The organism is Massilia sp. S19_KUP03_FR1, assembly GCF_036688685.1.
GTDB lineage: Bacteria > Pseudomonadota > Gammaproteobacteria > Burkholderiales > Burkholderiaceae_D > JALYUM01.
Window position 1 is genome coordinate 201,934 of record NZ_JAQQPS010000007.1, and the last position, 18,738, is coordinate 220,671.

The following is an 18,738-nucleotide window of genomic DNA, read 5'->3' on the forward strand; positions in this document are numbered from 1 at the left end:
CCGGCATGATCCGCAACCTGGGCAAATACCGCATCGACAGCGTGCTGGGGAAAGGCGCCATGGGGGTCGTCTACAAGGCGTTCGACCCGTGGATCGAGCGCGTGGTGGCGCTCAAGACCATCCGCAAGGAACTGTTCGCCGACGGCCAGCAGCAGGAACTGATCAACCGTTTCAAGAACGAAGCGCAGGCTGCCGGCCGCTTGCAGCATCCGAACATCGTGATGGTGTTCGACTACGGCGAAGACGCCGAGTCAGCCTATATCGCCATGGAATTCGTCGACGGCACCCCGCTCGACGCCCTGCTGCAGCCCGGCCAGCCAAGCGCGCCTGCGCGCGTGGCCGCATGGATGGGCGACCTGCTGCAGGGGCTCGAGTATGCCCACGCGCGTGGTGTGGTGCACCGCGACATCAAGCCGGCCAACCTGCTCATCACCTCCGGCGCCCAGCTCAAGATCAGCGACTTCGGCATCGCCCGCATCGAGTCGTCGACGCTCACGCAAGCGGGCGCGCTGGTCGGCACGCCCAGCTACATGTCGCCCGAACAGTTCCGCGCCGAGCCGGTCGACGGCCGCGCCGACATTTTTTCGGCCGGGATCGTCCTGTACCAGCTGCTCACCGGCGCGCGGCCCTTCGCCGGCACCGCCGCCACCGTCATGCAGCAGATCATGAACGAGCAGCCCGCCGCGCCGTCGCACGTGCTGCCCGTGCTGGGGACGCGCTTCGACCGGGTCGTCGCCACCGCAATGGCCAAGGCGCCGGCGCAGCGCTACGCGTCGGCGCGCGCGTTCCATGCGGCGCTGCAGGAAGCGCTCGATGGCAACCCCGATCCAGACGCCACCGCGCTGGTCGACAGCGAGCGCACCATGCTCGGCGCCGGCTTGCCCGCGCCAGCGCCGCTTGCGCGCGCGCTTGACACCGGCAGTGCCACCCTGACGCCATGGAAACTGGAAGCGTTTCCCGACGTCGAGGCGATCCTGGCACGCCAGATTGGCCCGATGGCCCGGTTCCTGCTCAAAAAGGTCGCCGCCCGTGCCGACGGGCTGGACCAACTGGGCGAGCTGCTGTTGCCGCACATTCCGTCCGAGGTCGGCAGGGTGCAGTTTCAGCAAGCGCTGGCGGGCGTCAAGAACAAGCTGCTGGCCAGCGGCACCGGCGCTGGTATCGCCGCGCCAGCAACGCTGTCCGGCGCCATGCGCACACCGTTGCCGACCGAGCGCGCCGGCAGCACGGCCCCGACCCTGTTCGACACTGCATGGGCCGACGCCACCACCGTCAAGCTGATCGCACTGATCGGCCCGATCGGGCGCATCGTCGCGAAACGCGCCATGAAGGAGACGGGCGACAGGGCCGCCTTCCTGGCGCTGCTGGCCGGCCACATCGACAACCTCGACCAGCGCGCGCGCTTCCTGGCCGACGCCGGCGATCCATCGTGATGCCAATTCCGCTGTCGCCCTCGCGTCTGGTGCGCTTGCCGATCGGGGTCGCGTACGGCGCCACCGACATCGGGCCGGTGCGCCAGGGGAACGAAGACAATTTCCTGATTGACGAAGCACTCGGTCTGGCCATGGTCGCCGACGGCATGGGCGGTCATGCAGCCGGCGAAGTGGCCAGCGCCGGCGCGCTGACCGAACTGCGCGCTTACCTGGCCCGGCATGCGGCCGGGCTGACGCGCGCGCCGGCACCAGCGGCGCCGCCCGATCCGGACACCACCTGGTCCGATCCGGCGGCCGGCGCGGTGCGCCTGCTGCATGCCGCAATCGAACACACCAACGCCAGCCTGTATGCCCAAAATTGCGCGCGCGGCCGGCTCGATGGCGGTGGCATGGGCGCCACCCTCACCGGCTTCTGGCGCGCGCCCGGCGCGAACGCCCCCCTGGTCGCCTTTCACGTCGGCGACAGCCGCCTGTACCGCTGGCGCGCCGGTCTGCTGGAACAGCTCACGCGCGACCAGACCTTGTACCAGCAAGCGCTGGAGGCGGGCATGCTCGACCACCTCCCGGCGCGCAACCTGCTGCTGCAGGCGATGGGGCCGTCGGCATCGGTCACGCCGGAAGTGCGCGCGCACCGCGTGGAACCGGGCGATGTCCTGATGCTATGCAGCGATGGCCTGCACGGCAGCGTGCCGCATGGGGAAATCGAAGCGCTGCTGGCGGGCGCGCACGGCGGCAACCTCGATGCTGTGTGTGCCAGGCTGATCGAGATGGCGACCGCATATGGCGGGCGCGACAACATCACGGTGCTGGCCGCACTTTGCGTGCATAGTTGACAAGGTTGTCAGAACCGCCCCGGTGCTGCATGATGGCGGCGCGCGAACCGTAGTCGCGCGTCCCGCAGGGGCAATCAACTTCAGGAACAAGACATCATGCATCGATTGTTGGCAACCGTGTTCGTGCTTGCGCTGGCAGCAGCCGCACCGGCGCGGGCCGAGAGACTGACCCTGTACGCGGCCGCCGGGGTGAAAGCGCCGGTCGAGCAGCTGGCCAGAGATTTTACGGACGCAACCGGAACCACGCTGCACCTGGTGTTCGACACCGCAGGCGCGGCCGAACGCCGCTTCCTGGCCGACCCCGACGCGACCTTCCTGGTCACCACCCGCGACCGGATCGATGCGGCGCAGCGCAAGGGCCTGCTGAACGACGGCGTCAGCGCCAGCGTGGGCGACACGGTCGGGGGTTTTGCCATCGCGCCCGGTGCGCCGAAACCGGACCTGTCCAGCACCGACAAACTGCGCGCCGCCCTGCTTGCGGCCCCGACTATCGCCTTTTCCGATCCGGCCCGCGGCGCCACGATCGGGGCCCACTTCATGCGCGTCATCGACACGCTCGGCATCAAGGGCGAGATTCTGAAGAAGGCCACGCTGGCCGCTGATGGCGTGCAGACCATGGAACTGGTGCGCCAGGGCCGGGTCGCGCTGGGCGTGACGCAGGTCAGTGAAATCATGCAGTCCGACCCGGCCCTGCTGGCCGGGCCGTTTCCGCCGCAATTCGACCTGGCCACCCGCTACACACTGTGGCACAAGCGCGACGCGTCACCCTCGGCCGCAGCTTTTGCGCGCTTGCTGGCCAGTCCGGCCGAGCACGCAAAACTGGCGCAATACGGCTTGCGCGCGCCCGCAGCATGCAACACCGGCGCCACATCCGGCGTAAATACAACCTGCTAGTCAGTCACATGGCGCACTGAACCTTCCGTTCGGTGCGCCCCGCTCTCAATGGCAACGCCAACAGCAACCCTCCTCACCATCCTCGCGCCATCGCGCCGCTACCCATATAGCATTATCCGCTTTGATACTGCAAGTTAAAAATATTTTTATAACATAAGTTTCCTGTAGTAAATTTATCGTATGATGCGGGCACGTCGCCAATGCGACAGCGCAGCCGTACGGCCGCGCCAGATGCACAGCCCTGCGGCAGTATCTGCATGCCTTACCGTCACGGAGCGGCGTGCCATACCGTTGCTCGCCTGTCGCCACGGCTCCATGCAATCCACAATCATCGTTAGAGAAATTTTCATGAGACTTAATAATCTGCGTGTCGGCACGCGGCTGGGCGGAGGCTTTGCGGTCATCCTGTTGTTGCTTGCTGCGCTCCTGGGCGGCAGCATCTGGAGCCTGCGCCAGGCCACCTCGGCCACGCGCGAAATGATGACCACGTCGCTGGCCAAGGAACGCCTCGCCGAGGAATGGTTCCGTAGCGTCACGGCTGGCGTGACGCGCGCCACGGCGCTGGCCAAGACCGACGACCCGGCCCTCGTAGAAATGTTCGCCAACGACGCGAAGGTCTATACGAACCGCGGCAACGCGAATATCGCCAAGGACCTGCAAGCGCTGCCGATGGATCCACCCGAGCAACTGCTGCTCGACGCAATCAGCAACAACCGGCTGCGTTACACCAGTGTGCGCGATGCGGTCATGAAAGCCAAGAAAAACGGTGACGCCGACGAGGCCGCACGCCTGTTCGCGACCGAGTTTTCGGTGGTGCCGCCGCAGTACGTGGCCAGCATCAAGGCTTTTCTCGATTACCAGCGCAAGGACATCGACGACATCGGACACGAGATCGAGGACCAGACCAGTCTGAGCACCCAGCTGCTGACCTGGATCGGCATGGCCACCTTGCTGCTTGGCGCCGGGTTCGCCTGGGGTCTGACGCGCTCGATCATCCTGCCCTTGCGCCAGGCAGTGGAAGTGGCAAAGACGGTGGCCAGCGGTGACCTGAGCCGCCGCATCGATGTCCAGGGCCGCGATGAAACCGGCCAGCTGCTGCAGGCCCTGCAGGACATGAACGACAGCCTCGTGCAGATCGTCGAAGAAGTGCGCGAGAGTACCGACACGATCGGCACCGCGTCGAGCGAAATCGCGGCGGGCAACCTCGACCTGTCGAGCCGCACTGAAGAACAGGCCAGCGCGCTGGAGCAGACCGCCGCGTCGATGGAAGAATTGACCTCGACCGTCAAGCACAACGCCGAGAATGCGCGCCAGGCTAACCAGATGGCCGCTGCCGCCGCGACCATCGCGCTGCAGGGTGGCGCCGCCATGGAACAGGTGGTAGTGACCATGGACGCCATCCATGTCTCGTCGCGCAAAATTGCCGAGATTATCGGCGTGATTGACAGCATTGCTTTCCAGACCAATATCCTGGCGCTGAACGCCGCCGTCGAGGCGGCGCGTGCAGGCGAACAGGGGCGCGGATTCGCCGTGGTTGCCGCCGAAGTGCGCAACCTCGCGCAGCGCTCGGCCACCGCGGGCCGCGAAATCAAGGTGCTGATCGACGCATCGGTGATCCAGGTCAGTGACGGCGGCAAGCAGGTGGCCGCAGCCGGCCAGACCATGGAACAGATCGTCGGCAGCGTGGCGCGCGTGACAGACATCATCGCTGAAATCATGACCGCCAGCGTCGAACAAAGTTCGGGTATCGAGCAGATCAATGCCGCCATTGCGCAGATGGACAGCGTGACCCAGCAAAACGCGGCCCTGGTCGAAGAAGCCACCGCCGCTGCCGCATCGATGCATGAACAGGCCGCCGGCCTGTCTGCGGTGGTCAGCGTGTTCCAGCTGAGCGCGGCCGCGCCGGCCGGCAAGGCAGCCTATCCGGTGCCCACAGCGCGTCGCCAGGCCCTGGGTGCGCCGGTCGTCGACCAGTGGGAATCGATCTAATTTCGCCCGTCATTTTTTGCGTCAGGCAGGAGTTCACCATGCAACACGCTTTCCCGGGACGCGTCCGGCGCGCGCTCCTCGTTTCAGTTAGCGCTGCGGCAACCCTGCTGCTCCCGGCCGCCACAGCGGCGGCCGCCGCCAGCCCGGTAGCGCCCGCAGTACGCGCCGAGGAATACTGGACCGCCAAACAGGGCATCAAGCTCTGGATCTACCGCAAGCAACTGGCCGCGCCAGGCACCGCGCGTCCGGTCCTGTTCCTCGTGCACGGCTCGTCCTATTCGGCCAAGACCATGTTCGACCTGCAGGTGCCGGACCGCGAAAACTATTCGATGATGGATTATTTCGCGCGGCTCGGCTTCGACGTCTGGACCATGGACCACGAAGGCTATGGCCATTCGGACCGCAGCGCCGGCCTGTCCGGTATCGCCAGCGGCGTCGACGACCTGGCGCTGGCGATGGCCGTGGTCAAGCGCGTCACTGGCCAGACCAAGGCGGCGTTCTTCGGTCAATCGTCCGGGTCGCTGCGCGCCGGCGCCTTCGCCAACGCCTTTCCCGACCAGGTCACCAGCCTGGTGCTCGATGCCTTCGTCTGGACCGGCGAAGGGTCGCCGACGCTGGAAAAACGCAAGCTGCAATTGCCGGCGCTGCGCAAGAGCAATGTGCGCAAGGTCGACGCCGCGTTTTATAGCGGCGTCTTCACCCGCGACGAAGCGGGCGCCGCCGAGCCGATGATCAGCGCGCTGGTCACCGACGCCGAACGCAAGTACGGCAACACGGTCCCGAACGGCACCTACATCGACATGACCACGCAATTGCCGCTGGTCGACCCGCTCAAGCTGCACTGCCCGGTCCTGATCCTGCGCGGCCAGCACGACGGCATTGCGACCGACGCCGACATCATCGCCTTCTACAGCCGCTTGCCGCATCCGGACAAGCAGCTCGTCAAGATCGGCGGCATGGCGCACACGGCGATGCTCGGGGTGAACCGCGGCCGTTTCCTGGCTGCCATGCAGGCATTTTTAACCATGCCGCCGGCGATCGATATCGGCGCCAGGGCAAAGTAGTACGGACCTGTCCGGTCTGTTTTTATTCATGTAGTTGGAGAATCGTATGTTTGCAGTCAACAAAACCACCCTCGCCATCGGCGCCGCCCTGTTGTGCAGCCTGGCCGCACCGGCCCAGGCGCAGACCAGCGTCCAGTTTTACGGCAAGCTGTATGCGCAAGTGACGCAGTACAGCTTGAGCGAAGGCACCAGCCCGGGCACGGCCGTCAGCACCCTGGTCAAACCGGTCACCGCCCGGGCAGTATCGATGTCCGGCACCGGCATGGAATCGCCCAACTCGTATATTGGTTTCCGTGGCGCGGAGTCGCTTGGCGGCGGTTTGTCGGCGATTTTCCAGCTTGAAGGCGCCTTCGGCCTCGACGATGGCAGCTTGCCGAAAGGCGTGCTGTTCAACCGTGACACCTTCGTCGGTCTGAAGGGTGGTTTCGGTACCATCAAGCTGGGCGGCCGCATGGACACCGTGTACAAAACCCTGGCCGACCAGATCGGCTTTTTCGGCGTATCGAGCGGCAACACCGTCTTGGCCAGCAACATCCTGGCCCAGGGTGGTTTCGGCACCAGCGCCAGTGAGCGTTTCCACGAACGGCCGGGCAATACCGTACTGTACGCCTCGCCCGACATGGCCGGTTTCCAGGCCCTGTTCGGCTACTCTCTGGGCGAAGTTGCCAACAGCAACAAGCTGGGCAATATCTATTCGGTGGGCGGCAAATACGACCGCGGCGCAGTCTATCTGGCCCTGGCCTATGAGCAGCACGTCGGCCTGTTCGGCGGTTCCAACAACCTGGCCACCGGCCTGTCCAACCTGAACACGGCCGGCGCCGAATCAAAAGACGGTTCAGTGCGCGCCACCGCCCGCTACGCCTTCAACACCGGCACCCAGATCGAACTCGACGTCGCGCGCACGCGCCTGGGCGAATCGGGCGGTACCAAGGGTCACTTCCAGAGCTACCAGCATACGTCCATGCTGGTCAGTGCCGAACAGAAACTCGGCGCCTGGACCATCGCCGGCGCGCTCGGCCACTCCCAGGCCGGTTCCTGCACCCTGGTGGGCAATGGTTTCTGCAACACCGCCGGCCTCGACGCGACGATGAGCAACCTGGGTGTGGCCTATTCGCTGTCGAAGCGCACCCGCCTGTACGCGCTGTACTCGAACATGCACAACGGCCGCTCGGCCAATTTCAGCAATGCCGGCACGGCGCCTGCGCCAGGCGTCGGCCAGTCGCTGCGCCAGACCTCGGCCGGCCTGCTGCACTCGTTCTAAGCTTACGGCGCCACCGGCTGCCAGCCGTGCTCTTGCCAGCGCCCGTCCAGAAAGGCGGTCACGCTGGCGGGGGCCGGCAAGCCGGGGCAGATCGCCAGGGACGGCGCGACCAGCGCCGAACCTTCAGTCCACCACGCACTGCATCCCCGCGCAACGCCCTCGGCCAGCGAGGGCAGCGCCACGCCGTGCGGCACGAACACCGTGCAAGCCATGGCCAGCCCGCGCGTCGCACCTGACGCACCCTCCAGCGCGCACAGCGCCGCATCGAACCTAGAAAACGAAAATCCATCCTCGAGCGCGCCAAGCGCCAACGCTTCCAGCCGCGCGAACCAGGCAGGGTCAGGCATGCGCGCATCCGGCGCCGCCTGCAGCCGCGCGGCCAGGATCAGCGGAAAACAGCGCCCGACCCGGTCGGCACTGGGCATCATCACGCCAGCCCACGCTTGCGCACCACACAGGTCGCGCGCCAGCACGAAACGCCATAGCGGGCTGTTCAGCCAGGTGGGCAACCAGTTGGCACCGAGATCAAGCTTGCTCTGGACCAGCGCCGCCTGTATCCACGCGTCCAACTGCAACAGCATCTCGTGCGGCAGCCGGCGCGAGATAAAATCGCCCAGCCCGGGCACCTTGCCGAAAAAGCCGACTGTCACGTCACCAGCCAGCCGGGCAGCGGAACTGCTCGAGCGCGTCGCGCCGGAACGGGTTGATCACGCTGCTGGCGCTGAGCTGGTAGACCATCTTGTGGCTATCCAGGTCGAACGTCAGCGTAAAGCGCTCGCCCTGCGCGCTGGACTGGAGCGTCCCCTTGTCGATCATGCGGAACCACGCCCACGGTCCGTCCGTGCGCAGATCGGCGCGCAGCGCCGGTGTCGCTTCCAGGTGGACCAGACCGCCGCCCTTGCCCGACGGGAGCGTGATTGGCACTGCGCGCGCCTGCGCGCCGGCGCTGTACGCCACCGGCTGGCCGTCAATGTCGAGCACCACCTTCGCCAGCGCCGCGTCGCCCGTTTGGGGCAGCAGCTCGAAGCGCAACGAAGGCTGGCGTCCGCCGGCGCCAAAGAACATCTCGCGCAGGCGCGCCGCGCGCTGGAACTGGTTCAGCACATCCTGGCCGATGCCGACCGGCGCATCGCCGCTGCTGCGCCACTTCCACTGCACGCCCGCCATGTCGACCTGCGCTGCCAGATGCTTGCTGAAGAAGTCGTCCATCGTGCCGCCGGGGCCGAAGAATTTGCCGAAGTCGTCCAGCGTGGTGTCCTTCGCCGCGCTGCGCACCATGGGATAGCGGCCGGCGATGGCGTCGCGGCAGAACGCGGCCGCGTCTTGCGCCCACAGGGCCGCGATGCGCGCGCGTTCGCTGCCCAGCGTCAGGCTACTCCCGGCATTATCGACATTGGCCAGCATGTCGCCCAGCGGCGCCGGCGTGCCTTCGGCGGCGCGCTTGATTTTTTGCAGCGCGTCGCCCGACGGCGCCGGCGTGCCGGCGCGGCGCGCCTTATCGGCCGCATCGAAAAATTGCGAGGCATCCTTCAACAGCGCCAGCTGCGCGTCCAGCGGGCCAGGTGCGGCAGCCGTGCCGACCAGCTTGTGCAGGGGCTCGAAATGCTGGTCGACCGGCGTGTCGGGCCTGGGTGCCGCCACCGGCAGATCGTCGTCACCCAGCGCCGCTTCCACCTTTTTGCGCGCCGCCGACAGGGTTGCGCGCACCTTCTTGTCGAGTGCGACGGCGGCCTTGCCGGTGGCGCCGTCGAGCGTGGTTTCACGCGCCGCGCCGGCAATAAAACCTTTCAGCGGCGAGTCGGCGCCGGCCAGCGCATTGGTGATGCGCGCGCCCTGGTCGAGGCTGGCGAACGGCGCGATGCGCACGTCGGCCAACAGGCCATCCCAGGCGCGGATATAGTCGGCGTAGTACAGCTGCAGCACGGCCGCCTGCATCTGGTCGCTGGTCAAGGCGCCGAGCGCGCCCTCGGCTTCGCGCCGGTCGAGTACCCAGCTGTCGTTCGCGATGTCGACCAGCGCGCCGGGCGCCAGCTTCACCAGTTCACGGTAGCCGGCCACGGTGTACAGGCCGGCAATCCCGCGTGTGAGCGGCTCGCCGCTTTTACGCGCCAGGATCGCCGAGACGTCGCGCCCGACCGCGCGGTTGACCGAAAATTCGGGCAGCTTCGCTTGCGCCACCTGGCGTTTCAGGCGGCTGTAGACGCGCTCGGGCAGCGGCATCAGGGCCAGCAGGGAGCGCACCTGCGCGACCAGCGCCGCGTCAAGCGGCGCCGGGTCGGCGGCGCTGCCGCCGTCCAGCAGTGCCGCAATGTGGGCGTCGAGCCGGTCGCGCTGGTCGGCGCTGGCATCGGGCAAGCTGGTGCGCCAGTCGCGCGCCAGCCAGGCTTGCACCGATTCGGCGTCGAGGTGCACTGGCTGGCCCAGCATCAGGTAGACGCGCAGGGCGTCGTAGAGCTTGTCCTGGCTGTTGGCGTCGCCGCGGCGCAGGACCTCCTCCAGGCGCGCCATCACGCGCGGCTGCAGGCTCGAACGCAGCAGCCGCTGGTACGCCAGCCCGGCGCCGGAACCGAGTTTGTCGCGCTGGTTCAGGCCGAAGCGGTTCAGCAACGGCACCCCAAGCTCGCGCTCCCCGTAACCGCCCGGCAGCGCGCGGGCGGCGTCCAGCATGGGCAGCACACCGAGCGCCGCGCCGCCGGCGGGCGCTGCCCGCACCAACTGCTCGAGCGCCGCGCTGCGCTGCGCAACTTCGCGCACCAGCTGGTCATTGCGCGCATAGCTCGTGGCCAGGCCGGCGCCAAGTAGCACAAACAGGACCACGGCGGCGCCGGCGCCCAGCCAGCGCAACAGGCGCCGGCGTTTTTCAAAGGCGTCGTCGATACCCGCCAGCCCCGCCTCCCTGAAGATGAGCGCGCGCAGCAAGTCGGTGATGAAGTAGCTGCGCCCGCTCACGGCGTTGGGCGCGAGCACCTTGCGCTCGAACCCGAAGGTCGCGGCCAGCGCGCCCAGCACCCGGTCGATCGGGCTGCCTTCCTGAGTGCCGCTGGTGAAATACACGCCGCGCAGCTGCGCCGCCGGTTCGTACCGGGTCGGCTCGAACACGGCGCCGAGAAAGCCGCCGAGCAGATCGCCCAGGCCCGCGAACTGCTGCGGAAAGCCGAACAGCCGCGCGCGCCGCTGCAGGTCGCGCTCTTGCTGCATGCGCGTGAGCACGCGCGCTTGCAGCTGCTGTTCCAGTTCCAGGAAGCGCGCCGGGAACGCCTGCAGCGCCGTGCCCTCGCCGGTCAGGGGAAAGGTCATGCCCCAGACCTGCGCCCGTTCTTCGCGGCCGAGCGTGTCGAAGAATTCCATGAAGCCGGCCAGCAGGTCGCACTTGGTGACGGTGACGTAGATGGGAAAGCGGCTGCCCAGTTTTTCGTGCAGCTCCTTGATGCGCGCGCGAATCGCTGCAGCCTGGGCCTGGCGCGCGGCCGGGCCTTGCTGCAGCAGGTCGGACACCGACAGGGCGACAATGATGCCGTTGATTGGCCTGCGTGGCCGGTGTTTTTTCAGCAGTCCGAGAAAGCTGTGCCAGCCGGCCTGGTCGGCCTGGGCATCGCTGTCCTGGGTAGTGTAGCGCCCGGCCGTGTCGAGCAGCACCGCCTCGTCGGTGAACCACCAGTCGCAGTTGCGCGTGCCGCCGACGCCGCCGATCGCGCCCGGCCCCATGGCGTCGGCCAGCGGAAAGCGCAGCCCGGAATGCAGCAAGGTCGTGGTCTTGCCGCTGCCAGGGGCGCCGACGAACATATACCAGGGCAGTTGGTACAGATACTGGCTACCCCACCTGCGCTTGCCCGGCGCTGCGCGGCGCAGCACCGCCAGCGCCTGGCCCATGCGCGCCTTGAGTGCCGCCTGTTCCTGTACTGCGGCGGGGTACACGCCGGCCGGCGGCGGCGCTTCGGCCATGCTGGCCATCAGGCGCCGGTTGGCCAGCATGGCGGACAGTGCCTTCCAGCCGAACCAGCCGGCCCACAGCGCAAACATCAGGAAGATCAAGAACCAGCGCACGCCGCTGCCGGCGAACGGTTCCTTGCCGTCGAATGCGAGCAGCGGCGCCTCGAACCAGAACACCAGCGCCAGCAGCAGCACGCCAAAGAAGGCGAGCACCACCCGCTTGAACAGCCAGGCAACGAGACGTTTCATCATGGTGCTCCCGCTGGCGTCAGCACCACCAGCTCGACGCGTCGGTTGCGCGCGCGCCCCGCAGGGCTGGCATTGTCGGCCACTGCCGGGTAGTCGCCCCGCCCTTCGACGCTGTAACGCGAAGCCGGACCCGCGCGCGAAGCCAGCGCTGCCTGCACCGCGGCTGCGCGCGCGCTCGATAACTCGTAGTTTGACGGGTAGCGCGCCGACAGGCCCGGCCTGCTGCTGTCAGTGTATCCAATCACGCGCACCTTGCCCGGCAGGGTCTGCAATGCGTCGCCAATGCGCTCCAACAGGCCCATCACATTCTGGTTCACTTCCGCGCTGCCGGAACCGAACATGCCGTCGCCGCGCACGACGATGGTGGTGCTGCTTGCTGTCTCCTGCACAGTGACCAGGCCGGCCGCCACCTCCGGCGCGAGAAAGGCGGCGACCCGCGCTGGCACCGGCACGGGCGCTGCCACTGGGGGCGCATTTGCCTGGCGCAGCGCCGACAGCCTGGCATACACCGGGTCCGATGCCCTGGCCAGCAACTGGGATGCCACCAGATGCGCACTCAGCAACAGCACGCACGCGACTGCCGCCATCACCCAGACCGGGGTGCTGCGCAGCGGCGACACGGCGCTGGCCGCTTCCCCGCGCCAGTGCGGCGACAGATCGGACTCCAGCGGCCCGCGCTGCTGGCCAATCAGGGCAGCGAGGCGTTCGCGCAACAGCGTCAATTGCGCCGGGCCGTCCGGCGCCAGCCGGAAGCGCCCTTCCAGGCCCAGCGCCAGGCACAGGTACATCAACTCCAGCAAATCGATGTGTTTGGCCGGTTCCTGGCAAAGGCGCTGCAGCACGAGGAAAAATTTTTCACCGCCCGAGGCTTCATTGTGAAAGGCGACCAGCAGGCTGCGCGCGCCCCACACCCCGCTACCCCAGGCCGTGCCGGCGATGGTTTCATCGAGCAGCGTGCACAGGGCGTAGCGTGCGGCGGCGACCGTTTCGGCCGGCGCGCCGGCGGCCTGGGCATCGTTCTCGAACGTGCGGATCGCCAGCGCCAGGCGTTCGCGCAACTGGGCCAGGTCGGGCGGCTGCACGGTGTGGCGCAGCGGCACCACCAGGTCGAGCAGCGGATTGGCCGCCTGCACCAGGCGATTCAGGCCGCTGCCGGCCACCGGCACGTGCACTGGCGCCGCACTTGCCGGCGCCGGCGCCGGAGATGCCGGCCGACGCCCGCCGGGGTTCAGTACCAGCATGGTGGCGTCCGGATCCTGCGCTGGCTTGATCGGGTCGTCGGTGGGCATCGCGGCTTACCTCCTGATGGCCCAGAACTGCATCTGCAATCCCGGAAAATCGCCGGCGACATGCATCGCGAAGCCGGCCGATTGGTGCAAATGCTGAAAGTACTCGCTGCCGCTGTCGAGCTCAAAGTAGGTATGGCCGGCGTAGAACGGCAACTGGCGCGGCGCCACCGGCAAGGCGCGCAGGCCGATGCCGGGCAGCTGCAGGTTGACCAGGTCGCGGATTTTTTCGATCGAACCGATCTTCACCTGCGCCGGGAAGGCGGCGCGCAGCCCTTCCGGCGGCATCTGCGCCTGCACCGCCAGGACGAAGGTGGCAGAGCGCAGCAGTTCGCGGTCCGGCACCAGTGCAACGCGGATGCCGAACTGGCGCTCGTCGAGCACAATGGACACGGCCTGGGTGTCCATCACGGTCGACAGCGCACGGCGCAAGTCGGCCAACACCGGGGCGAAGGTTTCGGACAGCGCATCGTGGCGATACGTCGGATAGCTGGCGGCGCGCTTGCCGCTTTCCGTGAACGTGGCCAGCTCGCCGGCCAGCGCCACCAGCGCCTGGTACAGCGACTCCGGGTGCACGCCGGTGGCGCTGGCGAGATGCCCGACCAGCGGTTCGGCGCGGTTGAGCAGCTGCAGCAGCAGGAAGTCGGCGATTTCGGCGGCGCCGGCGGCGCCCGGCTGCGACAGGCGCGCGGCCAGCACATCGGCGCGCTGGTGCAGTAAACCCACCAGTTCATCGGCAAAGGCGGCCAGGCGCGGCGCAGCCCGGAAATCCAGGCAGGGCACGCTGTAGTCGGGGTCGAGTACGACGCGGTTGTCAGCCTGCCGCTCGATGATGCGCGCCACGCCGATGGTGGCGTAGGCATTGGCGACGTCGGGCGCCAGCGCCAGGCGCAGGCGCAGCTTGCCGACCTGCAGCAGCGCGCTGTTGTCGAGACCATTGCTGTCCCAGGCTTCATAATCGTCGATCCGGTGGCGCGCGAAATTCTCCGGCGCATGCTCGCCAGCTGCGTCCCCCACTTCCGCAACGCCGTGCCGGCGCAGTGGCAGCGCCAGCACCACCAGCATGTTGCGCGCGTCAAGCGGGATATCGAGCGGCAGCGGCAGCTCGTCGTCGGCAGGCAGCGTGAACGGGGTACCGTCCGGCAGCACGGCGCTGCAGGACTCGAGCGCGAGTTTGCCCAGCGCCAGCTGGTGCTGGTCGATTTTCAAGGCCGCGAAGCCCCAGCTGTACGGGCGCAAGGCCGCCACCCGGTTTTCCATCTGGCTTTGCCAATAGCGGTCATGCTGCTGCAGGTGCTGCGGCTGCAGCAGCATGCCTTCGGACCAGACCACCTTGTTCTTCCACGCCATACCGCTCCTTTTCAGTGTTTTGCCTGGCGCAGGCGCGCCACCTGCTCTTCATATGCCTGGGAGAACTTTTCGCCGAACAGGCGCTGCAGATCGTCGTCGGCTTCCTGCGCGATTTCGCCGTACAGGGCCACCAGCCGATCCCACAGCTTGGCTTTCCGGTGCGACGCGACCATCTTGTCCATCACGGTCGGCACGGCCAGGCGCGCCTCCACCTGGACCGGGTCGAACCGGTGCAGCACCGCGGCGAGCGCCGCGCGCATCCCGGCGATGACCGCCAGTTCGTGCGCGCGCAAGTCGTCGAAGGCGCCGGCCATGGCCTCGACCGGGTCCAGGTAGCCGGCCATCGCGCCGGTCAGCATCTGCGTCAATGCGCCATCGGCAGTCGGGAAGAATTTCAAGGGATTGTTGGCGCGCACCGCCAGCATGGTCATGTCGATGCGGCTTTCCTTCTTGGTCAGCGCGCGCGCCATCAGCACATCCATCGTGCCGGCGGTCGCTTCGCGCAGCAGCGCGCCGGCCAGTTCGGCAGCTGCCGCAGGATGATCCAGTTTCAGGCCTGGCAAACCGAGGCCGCGCAGCAGCGCTTGCAGGACGTCGCCATCGGCTACCGGTGCGATCGGCGGCGGCGCCACCACTTCTGGCGGCGCCGTTACCTTTGGCGCGAAAAAGTCGGCCAGCGGATCGTAGTCGTGCGGGATGGCAAAGCCGCCAGCGGCAGGTGCCGGTGCCGGGGCGGTGAACGCCGCCAGTTCGGGCGACACGTGGTCGCTTTCGGCGGCGCGCTGCGGCGCAACGGGCGCGTTGCCGAACAGGTTCAGGCCGAGCGGGTCGTCCAGCTGCTGGCCTGGTGCGATATCGAGAATGCTGGCGCTGGCCAGGGGATCGAAGAAAGCTTCTACCGGCGGCGGCGGCGCCGCGACCTCCAGGGGCGGCAATGGCTTCGGCGCAGGGGGCGCCGGCGGCTCGAACAAGGGCAGCGCGGGATTGTTCACGGGCGCGGCCGCCAGCGGCGCACTGGCGGCTGGTGCGTCGACCAGCACCTGCAGCTGGTAGTCGCCGATGGCCAGCCGGTCGCCATGGGCCAGCAGCACGTCGCTGCCCTTGCCCAGCGGCCGGTCGTTGACCACGCTGGCGTTACTGCCCAGGTCTTCCAGTGCGAAGGCGTCGCCGCGGGCCAGCACACGCGCATGCACGCGCGAGATGTATTTGCTGGGATCGTCGAGCACCAGTGCGTTCTCCGGCGCGCGGCCGATGGTGCCGCCGTCGGCACCAAAGCGCACTGGCGGCGCCGGCGGCACCGGCTGGTTGCGGTAGCTGAGAATGCGCAGGGTCAGCATGGTCAGTTAATCTGCACCAGCGCGCCGCCGATGGTCATGATGGCGCCCGATTTTATTTCCATCATCGCCCCGGCCTTGACCTTCGCGTTGGCGTCGGCGGCAATCTCGATTTCCGGCGCCTTGATGGTGATCTTGCCGGCCTCGATCTTGATGCTGCTGCCGCCCACCTTCAGCTCGATCGAGGTGCCCGCTTCGATGACAATGGTGGTGCCGGCCTTGATCGCCTGGGCGGCGCCGACATCGACCGTCTGGTTGTTCTTGATATCGATGGTCTGGTCGCCCGCATCGGCTTTTTCGAAGCCGACTTTGAGCGTGTCGTTGTTCTTGACGATGCGCCTGTAATCCTTCTCGGCTTGCACGAATACCTCTTCGCTGCCCTTCTTGTCCTCGAAACGCAGCTCGTTGAAACCGCCGCCCCCTTTGGACGAATTGGTCTTGAACGTGGACTGGGTAGCATCGTCCGGCAGGCTCACCGGCGGCATGTTCTGCGCGTTGTAGACGGCGCCCGTGACCAGCGGCTGGTCCGGGTCGCCTTCCAGGAAGCTGACCACCACTTCCTGGCCGATGCGCGGAATGAGCAGCTGGCCGAAACGCTTGCCTGCCCATGCCTGCGCCACGCGCACCCAGCACGAACAGGCATCGGCATCGCTGTCGCCGTCGCCGATGCGGTCCCAATGGAACTTGATGCGCACGCGCCCGTATTTGTCGGTCCAGATCTCTTCGCCGGACTTGCCCACTACGATTGCTGTCTGCGGGCCGTGCATGATGGGCGCGCCGGTAGCGCGCGCGGCGCGGTAGGTCGCCGCTTTCGCCACCGCCCGGAATTGGCAATCGAACGGCAGGATGATGGCGTCCTTGTCGACGGGTCCCAGGCCTGGCTCGGCTTCGAAGCGGTCCGAATAGATCTGGTAGCTGGCCGACACCACCAGCATGTCGACGTTCTGGTCGCTGCGCGGATGGTCAAGCAGTTCGAAGGTGCTGCCTGGCGCCAGCGCCGCCGCGGTGGCCGCGCCCGTCACGTCATGCTGTCCAGCTCCGGCGGATTCAACCCGCGTTTTCGCTTCCGCTTCGCCGGCGCCGCGCACCAGATACGCGCCCGGATAGTCGTAGAGTTCGAGCTCGCGCGCGTTGCCGTCGTAGCCGCGCGCCTGAGTCGATTTGGCGGTCAGGTCGACGGCCGGCGTCTCGAAATTGAAGGCCTGCAGCGTGACCGCGTCGGCCAGGATTTCACCGCCGGCCTGCCACTGGTAGACGGTTTCGCGCGAGCGCGCGCGCGGGTCGCCGTCGCTGGCGAAGTGCAGGCCGGCGCTGCCGGAAATCGGGCTGTGCGCGGCGGCCGAATCGGCCAGTACCAGCGTATGCCGCCCGCCCGCATGGCGGAAATACCAGTAGATGCCGAAGCGCTCCATCAGGCGGCTGACGAACGCAAAATCGCTCTCGCGATACTGCACGCAGTATGGCAGCACCGGCGGCGTGCTTGATAACTGGCCCAGGTCGTAATCGGCCAGCGCATATTTTTCAAAGATCGTTTTGATAATCGCGACCGCATCCTGATCCTGGAAAATGCGGCAATCGCGGCTTTGCGTGAGGAGCCACAGCCACGGCCGCACCGTCGCCTGGTAGCTGGTGTAGCGGCCTGCGCGCCCTGCCCGCCCCCGCACGACGAAGCGCGTGACGATGCCGTTCAATTCGCGCACCACGCCTGGGGCCACGTCGAGCATGAGCGACAGCGCCTGGCCCAGCACGGCGTCGATGGCCAGGTCGGCCTGTTCGCTGAGCAGATCGAGCTGGTACGCGCCCAATTCGGACAGGCCGTCGCGGCCCGCCATCCGGTGCAGCAGCAAGGTGTCTGCCCCGAGCGCGCTCTTGACACGGATATTGCGGTTGTCCTGGGTCGCTGCCATGCACTCGCTTTCGTCGCTGAAAATTACGGGATCATCGTTTTGACGGTGGCCGGGTTGACGATGCCGATTACCCCGCCCCAGTTGCACATGCATTTCGATACATTGTCCAGCGCCGGCATCTGCGCAATCAGCACCGTCGGCGCGCCCGGCACCCACGGCGCGCTGGTGGCCGGGATGCACGGCATGGGCGTGAGCACGCCCAGCGCGGCAGCCGTCGCCGCGGCCACCATCGGGTTGGCCGGCGAATTGCACATCCCGAACGGCAGGATGTTTACCATGGGCTTGTGGTCCATGATGTTGGCGGCAGGCGGTCCTTCGGCCATGACCTTGTTGGCCGGCAGGACCACCAGCGTGGAGGGGGCGAGGCCGAAGGTGCATTGCAACATGGCGCCCATCGAGACCTGGCTAGGCATGAACCATCCGATCCCCCTGCAAAAAAAAATAAACCACCGTTTCACCATCCACGCGGTTCGCGTCGCATTGTGAACCGCGTTACCCGACACGCACGGAAACAAATTTCGACCAGCTGCCATCTTTTCTCGATCCACCTTTTTGGTACGTCAACATTTTGAAATGCCACACATTGTTATTCTTGTACCCAAACATCAGCACGCGCTCCGTTTGCAGATCGTACGATGCTGAAGGAAAAATATTCGTGCCTTCCTCGCTGAGCGTTGCCTCCAGTGGGCTGGTGCCTGGAGTAATGGAGAGCCTGCGCATGTTTTTTGGTATCTTTTGCATATTGTCTGCCTGCGCTTCATCACGCATGTCCTGGCTGCCACACCAGCGATCCTGCGGACGCCCCGCACTCCAGGAAACGTGTGATACACCAGTACCCGTGACGACGAATCGACAGCCGGACAGTTTGGAAGTAAGAAAATAGTCATAATTAGCAAGCTCCGAGAATCGGACCTCGGTGATTTCATCCTGATCGTATGCCAACACGAATACCCGCTTGCTCTCGATCACGCGGTACCTGCCATCCAGTTTCCTATCCGTCAGCACATATCCGTTTGGATTGGTGCATGCATAGGTATAGAGCTTCACCCCGTCGACGCGTCCGCCCAGCGTCACTGCCTTGGCAAAGTTTCCCCTAAAAAAAACTGCGAAATGGGTAGGCCCGTTGCAACTTCTTAAAGCGTTCCAAAAGCTCATGTTCGCACTCCTCATGGTGATTCCGACATTTCCCGACTGTCGGGTAGCGCGGA

14 protein-coding genes are annotated in these 18,738 nt (G+C 66.6%); 6 read left to right on the forward strand and 8 right to left on the reverse strand.

Annotation, left to right across the window (positions count from 1 at the left end):
* Positions 1–5: 5 nt before the first annotated feature.
* From V6M87_RS10165 to V6M87_RS10190, 6 genes are all read left to right on the forward strand, one after another.
* Positions 6–1,433: a serine/threonine-protein kinase gene (locus V6M87_RS10165; RefSeq protein ID WP_332876497.1), complete on the forward strand. Its 1,428-nt coding sequence runs from the start codon at positions 6–8 to the stop codon at positions 1,431–1,433.
* Positions 1,433–2,266, forward strand: a complete 834-nt coding sequence (locus tag V6M87_RS10170; protein ID WP_332876528.1) for a PP2C family protein-serine/threonine phosphatase — start codon at positions 1,433–1,435, stop codon at positions 2,264–2,266. The genes V6M87_RS10165 and V6M87_RS10170 overlap by 1 nt, the downstream gene beginning before the upstream one ends.
* A gap of 96 nt (positions 2,267–2,362) precedes the next feature.
* Positions 2,363–3,160, forward strand: a complete 798-nt coding sequence (locus V6M87_RS10175) for a substrate-binding domain-containing protein (RefSeq protein WP_332876498.1) — start codon at positions 2,363–2,365, stop codon at positions 3,158–3,160.
* Between the two features lie 348 nt (positions 3,161–3,508).
* Complete coding sequence (locus V6M87_RS10180; RefSeq protein WP_332876499.1) at positions 3,509–5,149, forward strand: methyl-accepting chemotaxis protein; 1,641 nt, start codon at positions 3,509–3,511, stop codon at positions 5,147–5,149.
* A gap of 38 nt (positions 5,150–5,187) precedes the next feature.
* Positions 5,188–6,213 (forward strand): alpha/beta hydrolase, encoded by a 1,026-nt coding sequence (locus tag V6M87_RS10185; protein ID WP_332876500.1) that lies wholly within the window; start codon positions 5,188–5,190, stop codon positions 6,211–6,213.
* Positions 6,214–6,259: 46 nt separating this feature from the next.
* On the forward strand, positions 6,260–7,474 hold the full coding sequence (locus V6M87_RS10190) for a porin (protein ID WP_332876501.1): 1,215 nt from the start codon (positions 6,260–6,262) through the stop codon (positions 7,472–7,474).
* A 2-nt stretch (positions 7,475–7,476) separates the two neighbouring features.
* On the opposite strand, the gene tagF is transcribed toward V6M87_RS10190, so the two are convergent.
* The 8 genes from tagF to V6M87_RS10230 all read right to left on the reverse strand — a co-directional run bounded on the left by tagF (position 7,477) and on the right by V6M87_RS10230 (position 18,685).
* On the reverse strand, positions 7,477–8,124 hold the full coding sequence (gene tagF / locus V6M87_RS10195) for a type VI secretion system-associated protein TagF (protein WP_332876502.1): 648 nt from the start codon (positions 8,122–8,124) through the stop codon (positions 7,477–7,479).
* A 1-nt stretch (position 8,125) separates the two neighbouring features.
* The gene (gene tssM / locus V6M87_RS10200) at positions 8,126–11,656 is read right to left on the reverse strand and encodes a type VI secretion system membrane subunit TssM (RefSeq protein ID WP_332876503.1); all 3,531 of its coding nucleotides are present in this window, start codon (positions 11,654–11,656) and stop codon (positions 8,126–8,128) included.
* On the reverse strand, positions 11,653–12,942 hold the full coding sequence (gene icmH, locus V6M87_RS10205; RefSeq protein ID WP_332876504.1) for a type IVB secretion system protein IcmH/DotU: 1,290 nt from the start codon (positions 12,940–12,942) through the stop codon (positions 11,653–11,655). Before icmH ends, tssM begins: the two co-directional genes overlap by 4 nt.
* 6 nt (positions 12,943–12,948) lie before the next feature.
* Positions 12,949–14,289 (reverse strand): type VI secretion system baseplate subunit TssK, encoded by a 1,341-nt coding sequence (gene tssK, locus V6M87_RS10210; RefSeq protein WP_332876505.1) that lies wholly within the window; start codon positions 14,287–14,289, stop codon positions 12,949–12,951.
* 11 nt (positions 14,290–14,300) lie between these two features.
* Positions 14,301–15,626: a type VI secretion system-associated FHA domain protein TagH gene (gene tagH, locus V6M87_RS10215; protein ID WP_332876506.1), complete on the reverse strand. Its 1,326-nt coding sequence runs from the start codon at positions 15,624–15,626 to the stop codon at positions 14,301–14,303.
* Between the two features lie 2 nt (positions 15,627–15,628).
* A complete protein-coding gene (locus tag V6M87_RS10220) occupies positions 15,629–17,530 on the reverse strand; it encodes a type VI secretion system Vgr family protein (RefSeq protein WP_332876507.1) in 1,902 nt (633 codons plus the stop codon).
* 23 nt (positions 17,531–17,553) lie between these two features.
* Positions 17,554–17,943: a DUF4280 domain-containing protein gene (locus tag V6M87_RS10225; RefSeq protein WP_332876508.1), complete on the reverse strand. Its 390-nt coding sequence runs from the start codon at positions 17,941–17,943 to the stop codon at positions 17,554–17,556.
* Positions 17,944–18,022: 79 nt separating this feature from the next.
* Positions 18,023–18,685: a hypothetical protein gene (locus V6M87_RS10230; protein WP_332876509.1), complete on the reverse strand. Its 663-nt coding sequence runs from the start codon at positions 18,683–18,685 to the stop codon at positions 18,023–18,025.
* Between the last annotated feature and the right edge of the window lie 53 nt (positions 18,686–18,738).